Origin of the sequence: Oscillatoria nigro-viridis PCC 7112 (assembly GCF_000317475.1) — a bacterium.
GTDB lineage: Bacteria > Cyanobacteriota > Cyanobacteriia > Cyanobacteriales > Microcoleaceae > Microcoleus > Microcoleus nigroviridis.
In genome coordinates this window covers 4,567,608-4,589,646 of the sequence record NC_019729.1, presented here as the reverse complement: position 1 = coordinate 4,589,646, position 22,039 = coordinate 4,567,608, and the positions used below count along the sequence as shown (strand labels likewise).

Annotated in this window: 20 protein-coding genes; 9 read left to right on the top strand and 11 right to left on the bottom strand. The window is 45.9% G+C overall.

Translation table 11 applies throughout. From position 1 onward, the window contains the following. Nucleotides 1-29 precede the first annotated feature (29 nt). The 4 genes from thrC to OSC7112_RS19260 all read left to right on the top strand — a co-directional run bounded on the left by thrC (nt 30) and on the right by OSC7112_RS19260 (nt 5,738). Nucleotides 30-1,154 (top strand): threonine synthase, encoded by a 1,125-nt coding sequence (gene thrC, locus OSC7112_RS19275; RefSeq protein WP_015177475.1) that lies wholly within the window; start codon nt 30-32, stop codon nt 1,152-1,154. A gap of 645 nt (nt 1,155-1,799) precedes the next feature. Next, complete coding sequence (purU, locus tag OSC7112_RS19270; RefSeq protein WP_015177474.1) at nt 1,800-2,654, top strand: formyltetrahydrofolate deformylase; 855 nt, start codon at nt 1,800-1,802, stop codon at nt 2,652-2,654. Nucleotides 2,655-3,266: 612 nt separating this feature from the next. Next, nucleotides 3,267-3,902: a TetR/AcrR family transcriptional regulator gene (locus OSC7112_RS19265; RefSeq protein WP_015177473.1), complete on the top strand. Its 636-nt coding sequence runs from the start codon at nt 3,267-3,269 to the stop codon at nt 3,900-3,902. Nucleotides 3,903-4,013: 111 nt separating this feature from the next. Then, nucleotides 4,014-5,738: a DHA2 family efflux MFS transporter permease subunit gene (locus OSC7112_RS19260; protein ID WP_015177472.1), complete on the top strand. Its 1,725-nt coding sequence runs from the start codon at nt 4,014-4,016 to the stop codon at nt 5,736-5,738. A 200-nt stretch (nt 5,739-5,938) separates the two neighbouring features. Here OSC7112_RS19260 and OSC7112_RS19255 read toward each other — a convergent pair whose 3' ends face one another. Together OSC7112_RS19255 and OSC7112_RS19250 are read right to left on the bottom strand one after the other, a co-directional pair. Next, nucleotides 5,939-6,925 (bottom strand): mechanosensitive ion channel family protein, encoded by a 987-nt coding sequence (locus OSC7112_RS19255; protein ID WP_015177471.1) that lies wholly within the window; start codon nt 6,923-6,925, stop codon nt 5,939-5,941. 415 nt (nt 6,926-7,340) lie between these two features. After that, nucleotides 7,341-7,973, bottom strand: a complete 633-nt coding sequence (locus OSC7112_RS19250) for a hypothetical protein (protein WP_015177470.1) — start codon at nt 7,971-7,973, stop codon at nt 7,341-7,343. Between the two features lie 148 nt (nt 7,974-8,121). Here OSC7112_RS19250 and OSC7112_RS19245 point away from each other — a divergent pair, with 148 nt between their 5' ends. Together OSC7112_RS19245 and OSC7112_RS19235 are read left to right on the top strand one after the other, a co-directional pair. Then, entirely contained in the window at nt 8,122-9,147 is a 1,026-nt protein-coding gene (locus OSC7112_RS19245) for a YihY/virulence factor BrkB family protein (RefSeq protein WP_015177469.1), read from the top strand. Nucleotides 9,148-9,378: 231 nt separating this feature from the next. After that, nucleotides 9,379-10,041, top strand: a complete 663-nt coding sequence (locus tag OSC7112_RS19235) for a hypothetical protein (RefSeq protein ID WP_015177467.1) — start codon at nt 9,379-9,381, stop codon at nt 10,039-10,041. Nucleotides 10,042-10,132: 91 nt separating this feature from the next. On the opposite strand, the gene OSC7112_RS19230 is transcribed toward OSC7112_RS19235, so the two are convergent. From OSC7112_RS19230 to OSC7112_RS19220, 4 genes are all read right to left on the bottom strand, one after another. Next, complete coding sequence (locus OSC7112_RS19230; RefSeq protein ID WP_223300648.1) at nt 10,133-10,618, bottom strand: MAE_28990/MAE_18760 family HEPN-like nuclease; 486 nt, start codon at nt 10,616-10,618, stop codon at nt 10,133-10,135. A 6-nt stretch (nt 10,619-10,624) separates the two neighbouring features. Next, nucleotides 10,625-10,825 carry an MAE_28990/MAE_18760 family HEPN-like nuclease gene (locus tag OSC7112_RS41135; RefSeq protein WP_223300647.1) on the bottom strand — a complete coding sequence of 67 codons (201 nt, stop codon included), beginning with the start codon at nt 10,823-10,825 and terminating at the stop codon, nt 10,625-10,627. 112 nt (nt 10,826-10,937) lie between these two features. Further along, nucleotides 10,938-11,471 (bottom strand): DUF262 domain-containing protein, encoded by a 534-nt coding sequence (locus OSC7112_RS19225; RefSeq protein ID WP_015177466.1) that lies wholly within the window; start codon nt 11,469-11,471, stop codon nt 10,938-10,940. A gap of 228 nt (nt 11,472-11,699) precedes the next feature. Continuing rightward, the gene (locus tag OSC7112_RS19220) at nt 11,700-11,933 is read right to left on the bottom strand and encodes a hypothetical protein (protein ID WP_015177465.1); all 234 of its coding nucleotides are present in this window, start codon (nt 11,931-11,933) and stop codon (nt 11,700-11,702) included. Between the two features lie 205 nt (nt 11,934-12,138). Between OSC7112_RS19220 and OSC7112_RS35960 the strand changes: the two genes are divergently transcribed. Together OSC7112_RS35960 and OSC7112_RS19215 are read left to right on the top strand one after the other, a co-directional pair. Then, nucleotides 12,139-12,315: a ribbon-helix-helix domain-containing protein gene (locus tag OSC7112_RS35960; RefSeq protein WP_071883997.1), complete on the top strand. Its 177-nt coding sequence runs from the start codon at nt 12,139-12,141 to the stop codon at nt 12,313-12,315. A gap of 53 nt (nt 12,316-12,368) precedes the next feature. Continuing rightward, nucleotides 12,369-12,545 (top strand): ribbon-helix-helix domain-containing protein, encoded by a 177-nt coding sequence (locus OSC7112_RS19215; protein WP_071884035.1) that lies wholly within the window; start codon nt 12,369-12,371, stop codon nt 12,543-12,545. A gap of 117 nt (nt 12,546-12,662) precedes the next feature. Here OSC7112_RS19215 and clpB read toward each other — a convergent pair whose 3' ends face one another. Then, the gene (clpB, locus tag OSC7112_RS19210) at nt 12,663-15,278 is read right to left on the bottom strand and encodes an ATP-dependent chaperone ClpB (RefSeq protein ID WP_015177462.1); all 2,616 of its coding nucleotides are present in this window, start codon (nt 15,276-15,278) and stop codon (nt 12,663-12,665) included. A gap of 410 nt (nt 15,279-15,688) precedes the next feature. Between clpB and OSC7112_RS19205 the strand changes: the two genes are divergently transcribed. Continuing rightward, a complete protein-coding gene (locus OSC7112_RS19205) occupies nt 15,689-16,381 on the top strand; it encodes a DUF2259 domain-containing protein (protein ID WP_015177461.1) in 693 nt (230 codons plus the stop codon). A gap of 568 nt (nt 16,382-16,949) precedes the next feature. Here the strand turns inward: OSC7112_RS19205 and OSC7112_RS19200 are convergent. The 4 genes from OSC7112_RS19200 to OSC7112_RS19185 all read right to left on the bottom strand — a co-directional run bounded on the left by OSC7112_RS19200 (nt 16,950) and on the right by OSC7112_RS19185 (nt 22,038). Further along, the gene (locus OSC7112_RS19200) at nt 16,950-18,665 is read right to left on the bottom strand and encodes a sensor histidine kinase (RefSeq protein WP_015177460.1); all 1,716 of its coding nucleotides are present in this window, start codon (nt 18,663-18,665) and stop codon (nt 16,950-16,952) included. 259 nt (nt 18,666-18,924) lie between these two features. Further along, nucleotides 18,925-19,446: a hypothetical protein gene (locus OSC7112_RS19195; protein WP_015177459.1), complete on the bottom strand. Its 522-nt coding sequence runs from the start codon at nt 19,444-19,446 to the stop codon at nt 18,925-18,927. A 236-nt stretch (nt 19,447-19,682) separates the two neighbouring features. Continuing rightward, nucleotides 19,683-20,912, bottom strand: a complete 1,230-nt coding sequence (locus tag OSC7112_RS19190; RefSeq protein WP_015177458.1) for an RNA-guided endonuclease InsQ/TnpB family protein — start codon at nt 20,910-20,912, stop codon at nt 19,683-19,685. Between the two features lie 553 nt (nt 20,913-21,465). Further along, complete coding sequence (locus OSC7112_RS19185; protein ID WP_015177457.1) at nt 21,466-22,038, bottom strand: thermonuclease family protein; 573 nt, start codon at nt 22,036-22,038, stop codon at nt 21,466-21,468. Nucleotide 22,039 lies beyond the last annotated feature (1 nt).

Genomic DNA, 22,039 nt, shown 5'->3' with positions numbered 1-22,039 from the left:
CTTAGCCATTGCCTCAAACCATTGACATCGTGACCCTGATCCTACCTGCTACTGACTCTGCTGCTAACTCCGCTGCCCGCGCCGCCGAGCCGAAACGCTACGGCTGGCCCGGCTTGATCGAAGCTTATCGCCCCTACCTGCCGGTGACGGAAACCACGCCGGTAGTGACCCTCCAAGAGGGCAATACTCCCTTGATTCCAGCACCTGCGATCGCCTCTGTTATCGGTCGAGACGTGCGCGTCTTGGTAAAATACGACGGCCTCAACCCCACTGGTAGTTTCAAAGACCGGGGGATGACAATGGCGATTTCCAAGGCGAAGGAAGCTGGTGCCGAAGCTGTAATTTGCGCCAGTACCGGCAATACTTCGGCCGCCGCCGCCGCCTACGCCCGACGCGGGGGGATGCGAGCTTTCGTGTTGATTCCCGAAGGTTACGTGGCTTTGGGCAAGTTGGCGCAAGCTTTGCTTTACGGTGCGGAAGTAATTTCGATTGGGGGAAATTTCGATCGAGCCCTAGAAATTGTCCGCGAAATGGCTGTCAATTATCCGGTGACATTGGTCAACTCCGTCAATCCTTACCGCTTGGAAGGCCAAAAAACCGGTGCTTTTGAAGTCGTTGACGCCTTGGGCGACGCCCCCGACTGGCTGTGCATTCCCGTGGGAAATGCGGGAAACATCACAGCATACTGGATGGGTTTTTGTCAATACCACCAAGCCAAAAAATGTTCGCGCTTGCCGCAGATGATGGGATTTCAAGCCGCCGGGGCTGCACCGCTGGTAACGGGCTCACCGGTATCGCACCCAGAAACCCTGGCGACGGCGATTCGGATCGGCAACCCCGCTAGCTGGAAACAGGCGATCGCAGCTTCCGAAGCCAGCCGAGGCAGTTTTGCAGCAGTCACCGACGCCGAAATTCTCGACGCTTACCGTTTGTTAGCATCGCAGGAAGGGATTTTCTGCGAACCGGCGAGTGCAGCTTCGGTGGCCGGCTTGCTGAAGGTAAAAGACCAAGTTCCGACGGGGGCGACGGTGGTTTGCGTGCTAACTGGTAACGGTTTGAAAGACCCGGATACGGCAATTAATCACAGCAACAATCAATTTAAAAGCGGCATTGCTCCGAGTTTGGATGCAGTAGCTGGGGCGATGGGATTTTAAGAAGTTAGTTGACAGTTGTCAGTTGTCAGTTGTCAGTTGTGTTCTTTGTGTCCTCTGTGGTTCATTTAAACTAAGATATTGCACCGGCGGTCAACAACCTGTAGGGGCGGGTTCACCAACAATATCTAACAAGTACCAACAATCTGAATAAACCCGCCCCCACCCAACAGTAAATCGCAATCTATAGCGGTTCTCAGATAAATGAGGTATACAGAAACCTTGTACTGTCAAGCTTTCTAGGTCAAAATTCGTACCTCACCTTTTTGAGAAAGGCTATACCTCTTTTAAGATATCAGGGGCTGCTTCCCCAATAGCTTTCAAGGATACCAAAAGACTAAAAAGCCCGCCCCCACCCCGCGCGAAAGTCATCGAGTGATATTGTTGCAAGATATCAGTTTAAATTCACATCTTGCACCAATATAAGAAACAGGCTTTCCGGCCTGTTCCACTTTTAGTTAAAATCTCTTGTGTGGTGGGCCGAAAAATCCGTGCCTAAACGCGACATCCTACATTTCCCCCTGAGATATCCATGCACCCCAAAAATCCGGATGAGATAACAATTTACGATCGGAGTTAGTATCAATAAACTCCTGTGATATCACTTTTTTATCAATAAACTGAGCGAGACAATTTTGTGATTATATTATGACTAGCCCTACTGCAACCCTGTTAATTGCCTGCCCCGATCGCAAAGGACTCGTCGCCTTACTTGCCAATTTTATCGCCTCCCACAACGGCAATATCATCCACGCGGATCACCATACAGATTTTACCGCTGGATTATTTCTGAGCCGGCTAGAATGGCAATTAGACGGTTTTGACTTAACAACTGAAGAAATAACACCTGCTTTTAGTGAAATTGCCAAGGATTTACAAGCCAATTGGCAATTGCATTTATCTCATAAAATTCCACGCATCGCAATCTGGGTAAGCCGTCAAGATCACTGTTTATTAGACTTGATTTGGCGACAGCGAGCGCAAGAAATGAGAGGTGAAATTCCGCTGATAATCAGCAACCATGAAAATTTAAAGCCCATTGCCGCACAATACGGTATCGACTTTGAGTATATTCCCATTACTAAAGACAATAAAGCTATTCAAGAAGCACAACAGTTAGAACTTCTTAAAAAATATAATATTGATTTAGTAGTTTTGGCTAAATATATGCAAATTTTGAGTCAAGACTTTATCAGAAAATTTCCCAATGTGATTAATATTCACCATTCATTTTTGCCCGCGTTTGTGGGGGCAAATCCCTACGAAAGGGCTTATGAAAGAGGGGTAAAAATTATCGGTGCAACAGCCCACTACGTTACACCCGATTTAGATGCTGGGCCGATTATCGAACAAGACGTTGTGCGCGTGAGTCACCGCGATGAAGTGTCCGATCTGGTTCGCAAAGGTAAAGATTTAGAAAGAGTTGTGTTAGCAAGAGCGGTGCGATATCATTTACAAAATCGTGTTTTAGTTTACGGCAATCGGACTGTGGTTTTTGCTTGAAAATTAGGCATCATATCAATCCTGGTTTGTTAATCCTGCGATCGCTCGGTGATTAATATAAATTCCGGTTGCACGATCGCAGTGCAGCGAACCCCAAAGTTTTCTCGGCGTTGCTGAATACAGGTATGAATTCACGATTTCCCAATGGCTATAGGCCTGCTTGAGGGTGAGTTTTGTAACATCCAGCGAAAAGGTGATTCATACCGCGAATCAGCAATGCCAAATTCTTAACGCGATCGCACACCTCGGCACGCACAGAATTACTGAATAGGGCGAATGAGTGAATTTTGGCTCATCTTTTTTGAGCTGCGAGTTTCGCTCCTAGGCTACAGGTAAGGCTTTTGACGGAATTGTCACCCCGTCAACCTGTGCAGTGAACAATCGCAAGCATGGTTTCGGAACTGAGGGGGTGGAGTAGCAACACTCCCTCAACTCTACCCTACAAACCGGGTTTCTTGCTGCGAACTCTAGTTTCCTGGCGCCAAGATTTTTCCTAGTTTCCCGCTAGATCAGCGTCAATCCCACCCTCCTGTCTCAAAAATCCGTCTTTCTGCTCAAGTTACAGCCCTTTGGCGATCTAGAATATGTAAGTTAGTGCTTACATTAATTGAGATGAGTAGAACGAATCGAAGTGCAGCAGAAACCCGCGATCGCCTGTTGAAAGCCGCGATCGAAGTTTTCTCTACAGAAGGCTACGTTGGAGCGACAACTCGTGAAATTGCTCGTGTTGCAGATGTGAGTGAAGTTACTTTATTTCGCCGCTTTCAGAGCAAAGAGCAAGTGTTGAGTGCGGTTGCCCACCACATCACAGCATTGCGGACGGAGGCGTTGGCGCATCAAGACGAATGGACTTATGACCTGCGCCGCGATCTCCTGCATTATGCAAAGCTCCACGACGAGATGCTGGAGGAGTACGAAGCTCTATTTCGGATGTTTATTGGTGAAGCTCACCGGCATCCGACAGAAGCGCTGGAGGTGCTTCAGCAATCATTTTTACCGCTGCGTGAAAAACTAATTTCCTATCTACAAACCTGTGTTGAACGCGGCAGTATTCGTCCGAATGTTGACCTGCCACTAGCAGTGGATCAATTAACTGGAATGCTGCTGTCTGGTATGATCCGCCGCCATGTTTCTCAAGTAAACCGGGGCTACAGCCGTAAACGATACATCGAAGGGTGTGTGGATTTATGGGTGCGGGGAGTTAGCACAGCAGCGTCTTCTGTAAGCCGTACTTCGTCTTCAGAATAAAGGTTTCTGACAATTTTCCTATGAATTTGGCATTTTCCGATTGAAGCACCCTAAGCCGTTGCGGTGGTGCGAAGCACCTGCCCTTGGCGATCGCAGAAGTAGAGACTAAAAATGAAACGCCCTCTAATACAGAGTCATGCAACTGAACCAGATTCGATTGATATTCAGGCTTTTACCGATAAGGAAGAGTCAGAGGCTCAAGACCAGCAAAACGCTCAACAAAACGCTCAACAAAAGCGAGAAAAACCATTAAAAAAATTGAAACAATCTGCCTACGATGCAGCCGGGTACGTGCAGGGACCGCTCAAGTGGGCGATCGCCCTGACGGCTGCTCTGGGAGCCATTCTAGAAGTGATTGATACCAGCATTGTGAATGTTGCTTTAACAGATATGCAGGCGACATTAGGCGCAACCGTGACCGAAATTGCTTGGGTCGTAACGGGTTACGCGATCGCCAACGTTGTGATGATTCCGCTCTCTGCTTGGTTGGGGGACTTCTTCGGCAAGAAAACCTACTTTGTCTTTTCCACGATCGGGTTCACAGCCGCATCGATGTTATGCGGTTTATCCATCAACCTGCCGGTGCTGGTGGTAGCTCGAATTCTTCAAGGCTTCTGCGGGGGCGGATTGTTGGCAAAAGCGCAAGCGATTCTGTTTGAAACTTTTCCCCCTGCAGAACAGGGGTTAGCGCAGGCGGTGTTTGGAGTTGGGGTGATTGCAGGCCCGGCTGTTGGTCCCACGCTAGGCGGCTATCTGACCGATACATTAGGCTGGCGCTGGATTTTCTTTATCAATTTGCCCGTCGGCATTGTGGCTGTCATCATGGCGATCGTGTTTCTCCGACCAGACTCGAAGCAACACGGACGGAGCCAGCAGAAAGTAGACTGGACAGGAATTGTACTGCTGTGTATTGCGGTAGGTAGTTTGCAAGCATTTTTGGAAGAAGGGGAAAAAGAAAACTGGTTTGAATCCGGTTTCATTACGTTCCTGGCCTTTGTGGCGGTGATGGGGCTGTTTCTGTTCATCTGGCGAGAACTCAGCACAAAAGCACCAGCAGTTGACTTGCGGGTTCTGCGGCATAAATCCCTGGCAGCCGGTAGCCTTTACTCTGGTATTTTGGGCATGGGCTTGTACGGAGCCTTGTTTGCTGTACCGCTGTTTGCTCAAGGCGTGCTGCGCTTTTCGGCAACGCAAACCGGATTTCTACTCGCTCCTGGAGCTTTAGCGTCCGCCATCGTAATGGTTTTACTGGGGAAAATTTCGACTAAGGTGGATGCCCGCATTTTAATTGCCCTGGGAGCAGGTGGAACGGCAGCCGTCATGTTCGATCTGGCAAAAATCACGCCCCAAACCGGAACTGATGATTTGTTTTGGCCCTTAATCTGGCGCGGTGCAACTACGGTTTTGATGTTCCTGCCCCTGAGTTTGGCAACATTGGGTTCCATCCCCAAAGAAGATGTATCGGCTGGATCTGGCTTCTATAACTTGACTCGTCAGCTCGGCGGTAGTATTGGCATTGCCATTCTGACCTCATTACTGGCTCAACGAGAAGCTTTTCATCGAGCCATTTTGTTGGCAAAGTTAACGCCTTACGATCCAGAAACAACGGAGCGGCTCAGTGCACTCACTGGTGTGTTTCAGAGTCGCGGTTCTGATGCCGCAACTGCCCAACAACAAGCCCTCGCCGCGCTCTCCCAATTAGTCAATACGCAGGCAGCCGTTCTATCCTACGCAGACATTTTTCGCTTTGTCGGCATAGTCTTTCTCTGCTCGCTGCCATTGCTGCTGTTTCTCGGCAAGGGAGGCGCTGGAGCCAAAGCACCTGCTGCTCACTAATTGCTTGATTTTAATTCTGTAGGGATTGCTCCACAGCCTGCGGTTGAATAGACTTTGAGATCGCTTGCCTCAAACAACCAATTTGTGCCGTTGCTGATTCGCGGTATGAATCACCTTTTCGCTTGATGTTACAAAACTCACCCTACGAGTGCCTATAGCCATTGGGAAATCTTGAATTCATACCTGTATTCAGCAACGCCTTAAGATTTTCCGTTGTCGTCTTGTGGCGATCGCCCTTGAGCCACTGTTCCCACAGATCCGCCAATAGGGCGAGGTTTCGGAACTTTACTTTTGCCTGCGGGCCATCCTTCGCGCTGCAGGGAGCGATCGCCGTCGGTTTCTTCGGTTTGGTCGTGAAACAAAATTTGCCGCGTGGGATAAGGCAAATCGATGCCGTTTTCCACAAGCTTTTTTTTAATAGCACAAATTACCTTGTCGCGCGATCGCATATCGTCAATTCGGCGCGGCGGAGCAATCCACCACCGAACCCGGATATTGACGGTACTTTCTGCTAGCTCAACCACCAGCGCATCCGGTGCAGGATCTTTCAACACCTCATTTATGCTGTACAATACTTCCAGCATTAACTGCTTGGCGCGGTCAATATCGTCGCCGTAACCAATACTAAAATCGTATTCCGTGCGGCGTTTATCGAAAGCAGTATTCACTGTCACCGAATTCGTAAACAATTCGGCATTGGGAATGACAATCCGGCGACCATCATAGGTTCGGATTGTTGTAGCGCGGGTCTCAATATTTTCTACCGTTCCCTCAAAGTTTTTAAACACAATTTGGTCATCGATTCGGAACGGTTCAGTTAACAGAATTAGGATACCGGCTAAGAAGTTTTGCAAGATATCGCGAAAGGCAAAACCGATCGCCACCCCGCTAATTCCAAGCAATTGAATCAAATCCCCAGCTTTAAATGTGGGAATTACAATCGAAAGAGCAACAAACAGACCAACTAGAACGATCGTACCCTGCGCCAACCGTCCTAACACCAGCCCCAAATTTCGTGCTTGGTGGTGGTTGCGAGTAAGCTGCCTGACCGTTCTCTTAATTGCCCTGCCAAAAAATAAAAAGATTGCAAAGACAATTAACGCCAGCACAATATTGGGCAACAGGATAATCAAGCCGTCGATCATGCTCTGAATCTTTACCCAGACTGCGGATATCTCTGCCTTCATGAAGTTTCCTCGCGTATCAGTCGTTGTCGATATTACTAAAATTTAGCTGGGTTAAGTTCTATCTAAAGACTGTAGGTTGGTACGACGCGAGGAAGATTTGGTGGCCGTCCTCAAAATTTTGAATGCAGATTATAGGTTGAGATATAGTACAGTTACATCGATTAGTAATATCAAATCCGGTAGCATCGGAATTATTCCTCTCTGTATTCTCTCCCTCTGCGTTCTGGAGCGCCCTCTGCGGTTAAATCATTCCGATGCAACCGGAAACGATATAAAACATCCCTAGATGCCGAATAATCAAGAAGCAGATGAATTAATGCCACCTAATTGCAGGAAAAACAAAAACAAGGAATCGCTGACTAAATCCCACCTGCAAGGGGACTTGCCATGCCGATAATTCCTGAATTTTTAGCTCCTAATTCCCAAAGGGCGGTAAATCGAGTAACTGATTTTTAGAAGGTGGAAGTTGGGCGGTATTTTTGCCTGGGGCAGAAGTTTGGCGGATTTCCAGAGCAGTTTCGCCGGGATTTGCAGTGCGAGTAGGTACTATTTCTAAAGAATATACTGTCTCGGTTTTTGCAGGGGCAGGATTTTGGGCTTTCGTGAGCAAGTCAACGGCATCTCCGAGGGCGCTAGTTAAATTTTTGCTAGTTTCGGCGTGACGGGCTTCTTCTTGTTTGAGGGCTTGAGTGAGTTGTTTAACTTGTTCGATCGCCCGATCGCGCTCTTGGAGAACTTCTGCTAATTTAGCTTTAAGTTCGCCTACAGTTTGCAGTTGTTCCACTTCCTGCTGACGGGCAACTCCAGCATCGTCGCCTTCGGGTACAAGGGGGGAAAAATTTTGTAATTGCTCTATTTGTGCTTCCAGAGAAGCAATGGTTTGCTGAGTTAATTTGGCATCATTCCGCCGCTGCTCGGCTTCGGTATTGTAGAGTTGGCGCCACTGAGCGGCACTTTCACCTGCCTCATCGCGATCGCGCGAAACTTCTGTTAACTGCTGTTGCAGCCGCTTGATTTCATCTAACCACTGTCTGACATCCTGAGCCATATTGATTTTAGATTTTAGATTTTAGATTTTAGATTGGGGAATTGGGAATTGGGAATTGGGAATTGGGAATTGGCAATTGCGAGTTGATAATGGCTTAATTAATTAATGAATTGTGTTACCTCATCTTTCGCCCCGTTTCCTGTGCGCTATGAACATTTTTTACTGGTTGCGCTACCTGATTTTAGCTTTGTTTAAGGCATTTTTGAGGCTGCTTCGAGCTCTCAAACGGAAATTTGGGGGTTTTTGGCTGTTTTGTCGGTGTTTGACTTGGGGAACGCTCAAGGAAGTCGGCGCGAAGGCAGGAGAACAGCGCTTGCCGGGGCTGTCTGCGGAAATGGCCTACAATTCTATGCTGGCGCTGTTTCCGGGGCTGTTGGCTATCTTATCTGCGATCGCTCTGTTTGAACCTTTGCAGTCAACACTTTATCAAATCGCCCGTCTTTTGGGCGAAGTTATACCCGATAACGTTCGGAATTTGATTGGTGGCTTAATCAAAGAAATTCTGTTAACTCGCAGTAAAGGGCTGTTTTCGGTGAGCTTTCTTGGGGCGATTTGGGTATTTTCTGGAGTAATGAGCGCGACGATGGCTGCACTCGATCGCATCCATGAAATCCCCAGCGCTCGAACTCGACCATTTTGGAAAGCAAAACTCATTTCTCTGGCGCTGAGTATCGGCACAATTATACTATTAATTCTAGCATCGGGAGTAGTATTTGTCAGCGACTTAATTGTGCAAGCTATTGCCCGCCATAGTTGCCTGCTGGAGTCCGTCGCCAATTGCGATTTAAAAGATGTTGAAAATTGCTTGCTGCTCGCCGACAATTGCCCTTTGGAGTCGCAACTCTTAGGTGCTTGGCGGCTGTGGCGGTGGCCGATTTCTTTGGGAATTGTATCACTTGCCTTTGCCTTTATTTACCGCTACGGGCCGAGCCGCCGTCAACCAGATATTCCTATTTTGTCTGGAGCCGTTTTTGCTGCTATTTTGTGGGCGTTGCTTTCAGCTTTATTTCGGTTTTATGTTTGGCATTGGGGCAATTTCAGTTGGACTTACGGCACGATCGGAACTTTTATTGTGTTGCTGCTGTGGCTCGATTTTTCTTCTTTGGTGATGCTGATAGGAGCTCAGTTAAATGTGACAGTTGGAAAGGCAATGAAACAATCCAAATTAAAATGATTTGTTATTTGTTAATTCTTATTTGTTATTTGCCGGATGCTGGCTTACCGACGGAGTAAAGTGCTGAGGATACCCGCAACAAAAGACAGCAAAATCAGTATCCAAATGACACCACCGGGAATGAAGGTCAAGATCCCAACGCCTCTAAGAATCCAAACTAGGAGGGTGAGGCCCAGGATAGTCAAAAAGATGCGGGTAGATAGTCGCATTTGAAATCTAGGAGAATTAGTCATGTTGAATCTTAAAATTTTGTCTGGATCAATGATAGCTGTTTTGCTGGCGATCGGCAGTTACCTCACCTTAATTTCAGATCCCGGTTCCGCTGTTGCGCCTGGGGCTACAAATAAGTTGGGAGAAGCGGCAAATGTTGCTCAAAAAACACCTTCTGCAAGTTTAACAATTTCCGATCGCACAATTGGAGCGGCGAAGGTGGGGATGACTTTCGGACAATTGAAAAAGGCTCTGGGTTCCACGGCGCAGTTTAAAGTAGAGTCTCCTTTTATGGTAGACTTTGATGCTGTGGCTGTCAGCCAGTCGCGAAAAGTGCAATATCGGATTATTTACGCTGCGGGTACAAAGCTGAAAGATACGGATGTCATTGAACTTTTGATGACTGACAATTCTAATTATAAAACAGTTCAGGGCGTCGGGCCGGGAATGACTCTCAAAAAAGCCGAGGCCATTTACGGCAAAGCTACTTTATCTTATAACGTGGATAATGAAATGAGAGAAGGGGTTGTATTTGCCAAGCAACCCACTAGAAAAATTATGTTTGTTCCCAAGGCTGATGGGAAGCAGTTTGCGGGGGTTTACGGGGCCGGTCAAGGGGGATTTTATCAGACTAATAAATATCAGCCGAATGCTGTGATTCGCTCTGTTATGGTGCGGAAGTAGCCTTCACATGATTCCCAGAAACCGGGTTTCTTCCGAGATATCTCGCCACCCAACCTAAATCATCCGAGAAACCCGGTTTCTTAGGCTAAAATTAAGGAGTACCTGTAGTTATGTCCAAATACTCTTGATTGTCAAGATAAATTTTAATATTGTGCAGTATTTGACGTAGGTACTCTATGACTTCCTTCTTAATCTCTAAAAGTTCATCAATAGTCTGATCTCGCCCCACTTCCTCAAAAGACTTAACTCCGTGGGCTAAGTCGTTCCTGTTGCGTTTAATAACTACAAGGTTTTGCCCGTTCTTTGTCTTAGCAAAGTCTGTTTGATATGAAAAACCGTATTTTTCTGCTATTTCTTTAATCAACCTAGCATCCACATTCCCTGAAAATAGTTCTTCGCGTTCAAATGTAGCTGTGATGATATCTGTAGAGATTTGATTGATTGTTAAATGAATTTTCTGAGGAGAACGGTTTTTCAGATTTTGGAGGACAATCACTTTGATTTTGGGTTTTAGTCGGTCAAAGGAGATTCCTTTATTTTTGAACTCCTGGAATATGGCTTCAATCGCATTTCGCATAGTGGGTTAAACTAAGTTATACAGTAACAAAAAACCATTGGCTCTCAGAGTTTTTGCTAACTCAGGATCGAGACTTTGTATTTTGTATGTGCCAGCAGGATCGAATACAGCTAACTTCGTTGTCTGTTTTTCCAAGCTCTCCAGAAAAATGAAGTAATCATCCACATCTTTAGCGCGTGTATTAAAGTCGAAGAGTACAGTTTCCATGATTATCCTAGCCGTCGATCGCAGACATATTCAATACACACAACAATTTTTTGATTTCTCACACTAATACCCAGAGATTTTTGGCTCTATTTCAAATGTATTTACTTTGCTATTAAAATGATTGTAGCCGCTCAAATAAATCTCTTCGGAATTCCTCATTTGCAGTTTTGCTTAGTTGGATTACCCGAAGTGTAGTTCGATTGAAATGCCTCTGACGAGGCATGAGTAAATCACTAAACTTAAATCCATTCAAATGCTCTAATTTTTTCAGTCCACTTAAGGTTAATTCGTTGTTGACAAATCTGGTTAGAGTACGAATGCGTTCTGCACCGTCTACGATCTCTAAACGTGATTCATCATTTTCATCATCACCGAGATCGGCAACGAATAGATAAGGTATTGGTAGCCCCAAAATTACAGATTCGATAAACTTTGATTGCCTTGCTTCATCCCAAGTCATTTCACGTTGGTAGTCAGGAATAAACAACTTATTAGTATCATCGTCAATTCCTTCCATATATTTTTGAACGAGTATTTCGACGGGATACTGTTTGGTGTCGTAATTAATTTGCTGCCGATTATCGCGAATTTCCATTTCAGCAGCATTTCTGTCTTGAAGCGTAATTTGTTCTAGTTGCGATCGCATATTTTTAAGTAACGAGAAAGTGGTGTGGATATAATAATTTTACCACAGCCCAAGGTTGATAAAGTCCTGTGCGGAGAATTTTAGTTTTGAGGCCACTCCAGTGTAAATTCTGATTTGGCTAAGATGGTACGGCTTCACGCACTTATCAAAAAAAGTACGCGCGTGCGAAGCTATCCCGTAGGGAATCGCAAATGTTTAGTTAACTGAAACCGCCCCGAAAATTACCATTTATAACGCGCTGCTGACATAATTGGAAGGGCGGCAGGTCGCGGATAAACGGTGACTGTCCCCACTGCGATCGAACACAACCTCAAACTTGAAGTGAGGTATAGTTTGTCGCAAAAACTGAAAATGCCCGTCTGCGTCAGAACAACTGCGGAAGCGGGCGACAATCATCCATTGCTCAGAGGGTAACAAACGGGCGATCGCCCAACAGTACAAGCGGTCTTTGTATGTCAACATAGAACTCGTCTCCATTGATATTTTTGGAGCCAGAGCCAGCCCGGAACCTTGGACAGTAAGGGGCTGGCTTTTGACTGTTTAAGGCCTGAGCCTTATATACACTAATAGCATAATTTGATGTCAATGACATCAAATGACGCAAAAAGCTATCAAAGGGTGTTGGAGTGTAAGATTGAAGACAATTGAAGTAAAACCATGCCGGCCAATGCCTTCACGTATGCGAGTCACAGTTACACTGCCAGAAGACGTTCATCAAGCCTTGTCCGAATGGGCCGAAGAGGAAGATAGAACGCTCGCAAACCTGCTTTCCCATGTGGCAGCTAAGGCAGTCAGAGAACGCCAAGAGCAGAAAAAAGATAAATCAGAAAGCGATCGCCCTTAAGCGATGACCACGGCGTAAGATGGACTGTGCTGAAATGTTTTGCAATGCAACAAATGGCTTCACGGGGACGAGTTACCGCATACTTGCCAGAAGAGATTCAAAAAGCTCTCGAAGAATGGGCAGAAGAAGACAGCAGATCCGTTAGCAGTTTGGCAACGTACCTGCTGACTAAATCTGTTAGAGAGCGCCAAGAGCAGAAAAAAGATAAATCAGAAAGCGATCGCTCTTAAGAACGATCGCCCGCAATCCCATCCGCGTCCATCCGCGTCCATCCGCCTACATCTGCGGTAAAAAAAATAACCACCGCGTCAAAAAAATAAGGTGGGCCGCAGCCCACCCTACTCAAACTATTTCGCAGTCACCAACCCCGCCGGCAGCCGCTTAAACGCCAACCTTTCATTCTCGATATCCACAAAAATGGTATCGCCGTCAGCAAAATCTCCCCGCAAAATACCCTTCGCCATTTGCGTTTCCAACTCGCGTTGAATTCCCCGCTTCAAAGGCCGCGCACCGTAAACCGGATCGTAACCAATTTCTGCTAAAAAGTCGATCGCAGATTCCGACAATTTCAGAGACATTTTGCGATCGGCTAACCGTTTTTCCAAGCGCTTAACTTGCAACAGCACAATCTGCCGCAGTTCCGTCTTACTCAAACCGTGGAAGATAATCATTTCATCAATCCGGTTCAGGAATTCCGGGCGGAAAGTTCCCCGCATCGCTTCCATCACCCGACTCCGCATTAGTTCGTTATCTCCCGCCACATCTAAGATGTATTGAGAGCCGACATTCGATGTCATAATAATCACAGAATTCTTAAAGTCTACTGTGTGACCTTGAGCATCGGTAACGCGGCCGTCATCCAAAATTTGCAGCATGATATTGAATACATCCGGGTGCGCTTTCTCGATTTCATCAAATAGAATCACTGAGTAAGGACGGCGGCGCACGGCCTCAGTTAATTGTCCGCCTTCATCGTAGCCGACGTATCCCGGAGGCGCACCAATTAACCGCGAAACCGCGTGTTTCTCCATGTATTCCGACATATCAATTCGGACGATCGCTTCTTCGGTGTCGAACAGATAAGCCGCTAATGCTTTCGCCAACTCAGTTTTACCAACACCCGTGGGGCCGAGGAAGATAAAACTCGCCACCGGACGATTTGGATCGGCTAAACCCGCGCGCGATCGCTGAATTGCATCTGCAACCGCCGTCACCGCTTCATCCTGTCCAATTACCCGCTTGTGCAGTTCATCTTCCAAGTGCAGAAGTTTCTGCATTTCCGATTCAACCAACTTGCTGATCGGAATTCCCGTCCACTTGGAAATAATCTCGGCAATGTCACCTTCTGTAACTTCTTCCCGCAGCAAAGTTTTACCTGTGGTTTGAGTTGCTGACAGTTGAGATTCAGCTTGTTGCAGTTGTTTTTGCAATTCGGTTAACTTGCTATATTTCAACTCAGCAGCGCGGTTCAGGTCATATTTTAATTCAGCTTGTTGAATTTCAATATTGACCTTATCAATCTGTTCTTTAATCTTTTGAATGCTGCCGATGACACCTTTTTCCGATTGCCACTGAGCATTCAAAGCGCTTTGCTGTTCCTTAAGATTGGCTAAGTCTTTTTCCAGTCTTTCCAAACGTTCGATCGAAGCAACGTTACTTTCTTTTTGCAGCGACAGTCTTTCCATTTCTAGCTGCAAAATCCTGCGGTCGATTTCGTCTAGTTCTTCCGGCTTGGAGGTAATCTCCATTTTGAGTTTAGCCGCTGCTTCGTCCACTAAGTCAATGGCTTTGTCTGGAAGGAAGCGATCGCTAATATATCGAGTAGACAAAGTAGCCGCCGCCACTAGGGCGCTGTCGGAAATTTTTACCCCGTGGTGAACTTCGTACCGTTCTTTCAAGCCCCGCAAAATCGAGACAGTATCTTCAACTGTCGGTTGGTCAACATAAACTTGTTGAAAACGGCGTTCTAGTGCCGCATCTTTTTCGAGGTACTTGCGGTATTCGTCGAGAGTTGTAGCGCCGATACAGCGCAATTCTCCCCTCGCTAACATGGGTTTGAGCAAGTTGCCGGCATCCATCGAGCCTTGAGTGGCACCGGCACCGACAACGGTGTGAATTTCATCGATAAATAAGATGACTTTGCCGTTGCTGTCGGTAACTTCTTTGAGCACTGCTTTCAAGCGTTCTTCAAATTCTCCCCGGAATTTTGCACCGGCAATTAACGCGCCCATATCTAAGCTAATTAATTGTCGGTCTTTGAGAGATTGCGGCACATCTCCGGTGATAATTCGCTGGGCGAGTCCTTCGGCGATCGCAGTTTTTCCTACTCCCGGTTCCCCAATCAGTACGGGGTTGTTTTTGGTGCGGCGGCTCAAAATTTGAATCGTGCGGCGGATTTCGTCATCCCGTCCGATTACCGGATCGAGTTTGCCTTGACGCGCGGCTTCTGTCAAATCTCGGCCGTATTTTTCCAGCGCTTCGTATTTGCCTTCTGGATTTTGATCGGTCACTTTGTTCTTCCCCCGGACTTGGGTAATGATATCTTTGAGCTTGGCTTCATCTAGTTTAAATTCTTGTAGTAGATTTTTGCCAAAACGATCGTCCTTAACGTAACCTAGTATCAAATGCTCGATCGAAATAAATTCATCGCCGTAGTCTTTGCGATAAGTTTCGGCGCGGTCTAGCAGGGTGTCGAGAGAACGACCGAGATAAACGTTGCCGCCGCTTCCAGTAATTTTCGGCTGGCGACTGATAAACTCATCAGTGCGATCGCGCAATTTTGGTACAGACACGCCTGCTTTGTTAAATAAGCTGCTAGCAAGTCCAGATTCTTGTTCCAGCAAAGCTTTCATCAAATGTTCGCTTTCTAGCTGCTGCTGCTGACCTGCTTTGACGATTTCGGGGGTGCGGGCGAGGGCTTCCCAAGCTTTTTCAGTAAATTGGTTCGGATTATTCGGTTGCATAAATTTTAATTCCCTGCATTAAAAATGATCGCTGCTGTAGAGGCAATTGCTCGATCGCCCGTACAATTGTCATTGTAGGGAGTTGCGGAGGGGGGGCGGATCGGTGTTCCCCTATCTTGAGATAGGTATTTCCGTCCTGTGTAGCAGTATCTCGCAAGGAAAAGCAAACTCTCGCCCCTAAAAGTTGGACTCTTGGATAAGACCAAATCTCACATTAAAAATGCTTTCTAGTGCCACTTGAAAAAACGGCACATTCTTAAACAGTCTCCTGCTGCGGAAAATGGAGAAAAACTCATGTAAATAGGAGAGAGGACTTGAGAAGCGTCACAGTCCTATAGCTAAACCCGAAGCGTTATTGTTTTACTCATCAATAACAGCCGCTATAACTCTCACACCTGGAAAATATATTTATGAAAATTTTACCTTTAATTTCGTTAGGTATTATAGCAAGTGCCGCGATCGCAGTAGCCCCTGAAGCTTTGGCAAATACCTGGCGTGCCGCACACCGGATGTCGGGTTTTTCCGCCGACAGCAATTACTACTTGTATCTAGAAAGTTCCAGAGATACAGGAGCGGGAATTCCCAAAGCAGAATTGCAAATTGTCCAAGTTGCTGCAAATTCCTGCATCAAAAATGGGTGTATCGAAACTAAATATGGCGAGCCAGACTCCAATAAAAGCACTAAAATGGCAGAAGATGACTTGCTTAAAAAAAGTTGGAATAACAGGCAAACTTTGAAGTTAACTCCTCCTCACGCTGGAACTAAACTGAACATTATTTCTCGTACTCCCGGAGCCAATGGAAGCGAGACAGTTGCCGTCAAACTCAATACAGGAAAGCCTTTACAAATTCGCCTGGAACAGCGGCAAAAAAATGCTTCTGCTGGCAAAGAAAGCGCGGCAATGCGTCTTGTAATTAATCATAACGGTCGGCAGCGTGTCCTCGGAACGCTGAACAATTTTCAAGATTGGGTGTTCTCTTATTCAATCCGAGAAGTTCGTTTGTCTCCGAACGGGCGCAATGTCGTTGTCCTGCTGGACAAGACAGAACGCACTTTTGAAGGAGTTTTGAAAACTACTTTTGTACAAGGCTTTGTTCTTTAGACTTGCTATATTCCCAGGTTTTGACCTGGGAATTATCAGGACTTACGCAGAACCCCTATATGTAAGGTGCACACGGCGCACCTACAGATAGAGTCTGTGCGTTAGTCCGGATCTGGTTGTTAATTATTCTTTATTTTGATAATTGATATATCAATACATTTTTAAATTTCCCTCTTCCTTCCTCCCTCTTTCTTTTTCCTTGAATATCTGCCTCCTGACTATTGACGAATGCTCAATAATTAATCCGTCTATCCGTGTCAAAATCCATATCTTGCCTCACCGAAAGCATCCAGGATACCAGCCCCCGGATCGATCCGTCCAGAAATAAAAAACCTGTATCCGATGAAACTTGCCGAACGTATTTATCTCGCGCAAGTCAGTCGATTTTAGATTTTAGATTTTAGATTTTAGATTTACCCCACAGATAAATCTGGGATCTTGAACCTTAGTCTAAAATTTTTATCTTTCCACGACTTAAGTACGTGGCAGCGTATCCGTTTTTGGGCTGGGTCAATGCTTCAATTCTTTAATCTCAAATCTCAAATCTAAAATCTAAAATCGATTGACTTCATGCCTGCATCACCACCCGTTCCGGGAGACTGACAATAAAAGTTGAACCTTTACCGTCTTCACTTTCGACGCTAATTTCGCCGCCGAGAATTTGACACAAACGCTGGCTAATTGTCAATCCCAAACCCGTCCCTCCGTACTTGCGGGTAGTCGAAGCATCAGCTTGGGTAAAAGGTTTAAATATCTGCTCTAATTGCTCGTTTGTCATGCCGATGCCGGTGTCGCTGACTCGAAACATTAAAACTTGAGAAGTGTAGTTTGAACCCGACTGAAAATCATTATTTTTATTAAGTTTCGCCGGTCTTGATTTTTCAATTTTCATTCTTTCGACGCCGATAGTAATGACGCCTTTTTCGGTAAATTTGGCAGCATTGCTGAGCAAATTGAGGAGAATTTGCCGCACTTTCGGTTGATCTGCGTACATTGTGCCGAGTTCGCCTTTGGTTTTCAGTGCTAAAGAATTGCCTTTTTTTTCTACTAGCGGTTGAGCCGTAGTCATCACTTCTTCAATCATCGTTGCCACGTCGAAGTTTTCCAAATAAAGGGTGACGTGACCTGCTTCTATTTTGGAAATGTCGAGGATGTCGCTAATCATATCTAACAGGTGTTTGCCTGCGGTTTGAATTTTTTCTAAGTCCGGGAGAAAGTCTTCTGAACCCGAATCTTGAGCATCTTCTTGCAGCATTTCGCTGTAGTTAATGATGGCGTTGAGGGGGGTGCGTAGTTCGTGGCTCATGTTGGCGAGAAATGCACTTTTCGAGCGGTTGGCAGCTTCGGCGGCTACTTTTGCTTCGTGCAATTCTTCTGTGTATTCGGCTACTCTTTGGATTAGTTCGTTGAGGGAAAGTGCTAGCATTCCCACTTCGTCGGAAGTAGTGACTGGTACTTGCAGGTCAAAGTTAGATTCTTCTGTCACTCGCTGAGCGATGAGGGTGGTGGCTTCTAAGGAGCGAGCGATCGCCCCGCTGGTGTATGCTGCTAGAATTGCTGCGATCGCCGCTGATATCAAGAGAGAGCAAACGAGAATCAGAGTTCCGAGTTTTTCTGCTTTGTCGTAGGTACTCAATGCCTCGTCTGCTTTCTCGCTAAAGCTGCCGGCCAGTTTGGCTGAATCGTGCGAAAACTGTTCGAGTTTCAAAGCGGTTTTGCCAACCGCAAAATTGTTCAAGTTCCGCTCGAAAGCCTTCTGCTGCCTCGGATTTAAACCAGATAATTTCGCAGTCGCCAACAACTTTTGTACTTCTTGAAAGTATGATTCTACAGTTTTGCCGTTGACTTGAACGAACTGTTGAAGGATTTCGTAGTCTTTGGCCACCTCGGGATTCTTCGTCGGTGGAAAGGTTTGCAGTTGTTCGAGGATGCCGCTCATCTGAGCAACGCGAGTCAGGAATTCCGAGCGTTCGCGATCGAAAATTTGCGGTTTTGCCGTCAGACTCGCCAGCTTTTGCTGCTGAATTCTGACTTCCTGCACGGTGTTATTGAGGTTAGTCAGGATTTCCCCTTTATCTCTATCCAGGGCCAGTTTTTCCCGCACCTGCTGTTTGTAATAAAATTCTACTCCCCGTCCCGCCACAGCACCCACAATGGCAATACAAATGACCAAGGCGTATCCGCAGCCGATTTTCTGCCTGATACCCAAGCGACTGAACAGATTTCTCAAATCTGTTTGAGGGGGGTTATGGGGTTGATTTTTCGAGGCTAAGGTTGAAGACATGGGCAATATACTCGTCACCCTGAGAGGCACTATCTATATTCTAATTGATGCCTGCGTGAGGGTAAATAGAGTTTTTCATGCCCAACCAAATTTCGGCACTTTCGGGTCTGTGCAGGGTTCCACTGATTTCTCTGCTTGACAGTTTGGCTAATTTGTGAATAACTAATTAAAATTTACGAGTTATAAGTTGCAAGTTATGAGTTAGATTGGTTATTCACAACTTAACTCTACTCACAACTCACAACTTGTAAGTTCTCCTCTACTGGCAAAGTCGAAATTGTGCTATCTCAGCAGGAATTTTTGAAGCATTAGGTACATTTGCAGAGGCAGGAACGAAGATTCCCATGCCGAAATTGCAACCCTCTGCCTTCTTGCATTCCCCAGGCTTAGCACTGATTTGATATTCCCCTTGGGATGGGGGAGTAAAAGAGATTGACGCCAGTTCACCTGTTTTTTGACTCACAGCGATTTCCTGGCCGCTTGCATCCTTGAGAGATAAGTTTAAATCCTGGCAATTTCCGTCGCAAGTGGCAACAAAAACATACTCCACATTAGGATGCAGCGTGGCTCTAAAAGGAGATGAAACTTGTTTGCGAACTTGGCCCAGCAACGGCACAAATACTAATTTTTGACCGTTGCCTTTCCGCTGCTCAACTTCTGTTTTCAAGCGACAAACAACCGTTTTTTGGTCGTCGGTCAGTTCTTGAGCAATCGCATTTCCTACAATTGCAGTACCGAGGATCAGGGCAATGCCGGAAATAACCAGATGTTTGAAATTCATTGATGTCCCTTAAAGTTAATTTTGGGTGATTGCAATAGACCGCTTTTGTCAGCAGTCTATTAGTTTATCTGGAGCCTATCACATTTGTTGACTTTTCCTAAAAAACAGGTCGGAGAAAAGTGCAATCGAACTCATGTCTGGTTTTAGATGAATCTGGCGTCAGCTATCGCCGAAACTCCACAGATTGCGGACGGTAGGAGCCAAACCTCGTCCTGATTGTATTGTAGTGACAACTCCTACACCAAATGAGTACAGTATGGTGTAGGCTTCTCAGTGACTCCTGCTATTGCATAGGACATTAACTGAGCTTTAAGAACGGGTTGCCCCACCGCTCTATTTTTGATATTAACTGCGGCATTATGGTCACGGTCTAGACTGCACCCACAGTGAGGACAGTCATGCCAACGAATATGCAGCTTTTTTGGTACTTTCTCGCCGCAATTAGAACAATCTTGTGAAGTATTATGGGCACTTACTGGGACAACCAACAAACCCGCGTTTTCGGCTTTGTTTGTCAGTATCGACAGAAAACTTGACCACCCAGCGTCCAACACAGATTTAGCCAACCTTGTACGAGCTAGACCTTTTATGTTTAAATCCTCGTGTGCGATTACGTCATATTTTGACAGCAGCCAATTAGCTGTCTTGAAGTGGAAATCTTTTCTTTTATCTGTAACCTTCTTGTGTTGTCTGCCCAGTTGCTTAATAGCTTTAAGCCTGTTATTGCTCCCCTTTTTGCGACGTGACACTCGCTTTTGAATAGTTCGTAAGCGTTTTTGCTCTTTACGATAATACTGGGGAATAGCAACTGTTTCGCCTTCAGATGTTGTCAAAAACTCCTTCAGTCCTACGTCAATACCTGTTATTGAACGAGGATTAAAGTCTGGCTTTATCTCTGGAACCGTCTTGTCTTCTAGGAAGAGCGTAAGGTAATAACCATCAGCTTTCTTGGTGACAGATGCGGTTTTGATTTTGAACCCATCAGGGATAGGGCGGTGCAAGACAACTTTAACTTTCCCAAACATCGGCAAGTTAATCAAGTTGCCATGCAAGCATCCCTCTTTCATTTGCGGATAAGTAAAGGTGCGATAGCGACTGCGAGCTTTGTATCGAGGTTTACCGCTGCGTTTTCCGCTGCTATCACCTTTTAGGAAACGGTCAAATGTTGTCTTAACTCGCTTAACTACATCCTGAAGGACTTGCGAATATATTTCGCTATACCAAAGATGTGTTTTCTTGAGTTGAGGTAACGTTTTCTTTTGCGAGTAATAATCGGGATTTTCTCGCAGTTCAGGTAGGTAACAGACGAGATGGCAGGCGTTAACAGGAGAGCGATTTTGTTCGTACCAATTAAATCTATCAGCCAACAGGTAATTGTACTGGGCGCATAGCATGGATAGCCATCTGTCTAGTTCAATGACCTGCTGTTTTGTTGGACGTAGTTTGTACTGGTAAGCCGTTCTCATTGAGTGACAAATATTGGATAGCAGTCGGTACGCATCAATTAGTGTTAATGTACCAGAATGCGTTATTTACTGTCAAGTACAAAGGACAAAATAGACCCATTGAATAAAGAGTTTGTTTGTCTCGTCATCCACCCGCCCACTGTTCAAAACATAGTTTTGAACAGTGGGCGGTGGAATCCACAGCGAAACGCGACTTTCATCCCACACTAATCGAAGCGACAAGCGTGTGGGGATTCCCGTCTGGCTAGCTAAATTAGGGCGATCGGCATCGGTATCTAGAAACCCGCTTTCTGGGCCGATGGGGAGCAGCTAAACCTAAAATTTATAGTATAGACGGGGTTTAACAAAACCTGAGTAAGTCCAAGACTGTAAATATCTGATACAGGTTCCCATATTCCACGCCAACAACATAATCTTGTCCCTGTCAATCTACAAATCGGTTGAAACTTGTGGCTATACTCGACTAACAAAACTCCGAAGGCAAGAGTTAGCTCGTACTCCTACCATTTTCCTTCTTTTTACCCGATCGCGAAGTCGAAGGGCCTTCTTCCCCTCATTTATCGCTCTTCCGAAATTGCCAAGCTGGCACAAACTTGGAATCTCCCCAAACGCCGCGGCGATTTTTCTTAGCTTCGGCTTCGGCTTGTTCCAGAACACTTGCACTCGGACAATTTTTCAAGTAAGGACGGTAAACCATTGCTAATCCTTCGCGGATCAAAACTTCTTGGGCAAATGTGCCGTTTGGCAACCGAACTTCGCTAACTTTGCGGCCGTAGCGGTCAGTATCGGTGACGGTCAAAACAACGCGACCGCCCCCTTGTTTGACTAGCTGCTGCATTCTTTGGTGCGCTAGATTTCCCCACTTAAATTGATTTTTTAGTGCTGCTGCTTTGCTATTTTTTTCAGCATTTGTGTGCGCGATTTCCGGTGCATCTACACAGGCAAAACGCACTTTGATATCTTTCCCGGCGGCATCGCTAGCAACAAGGGTATCGCCGTCGCTGACTCGCTTGACAGCATAGTTGTTGGGCGCTAATTTTTGCGGACACCCGAATAGTAGCAATAGCATAGCAACTGCACTTAAGGTTTTTATTGTTGGGAAAATCCCGATTTTAGGTTTGCTCATA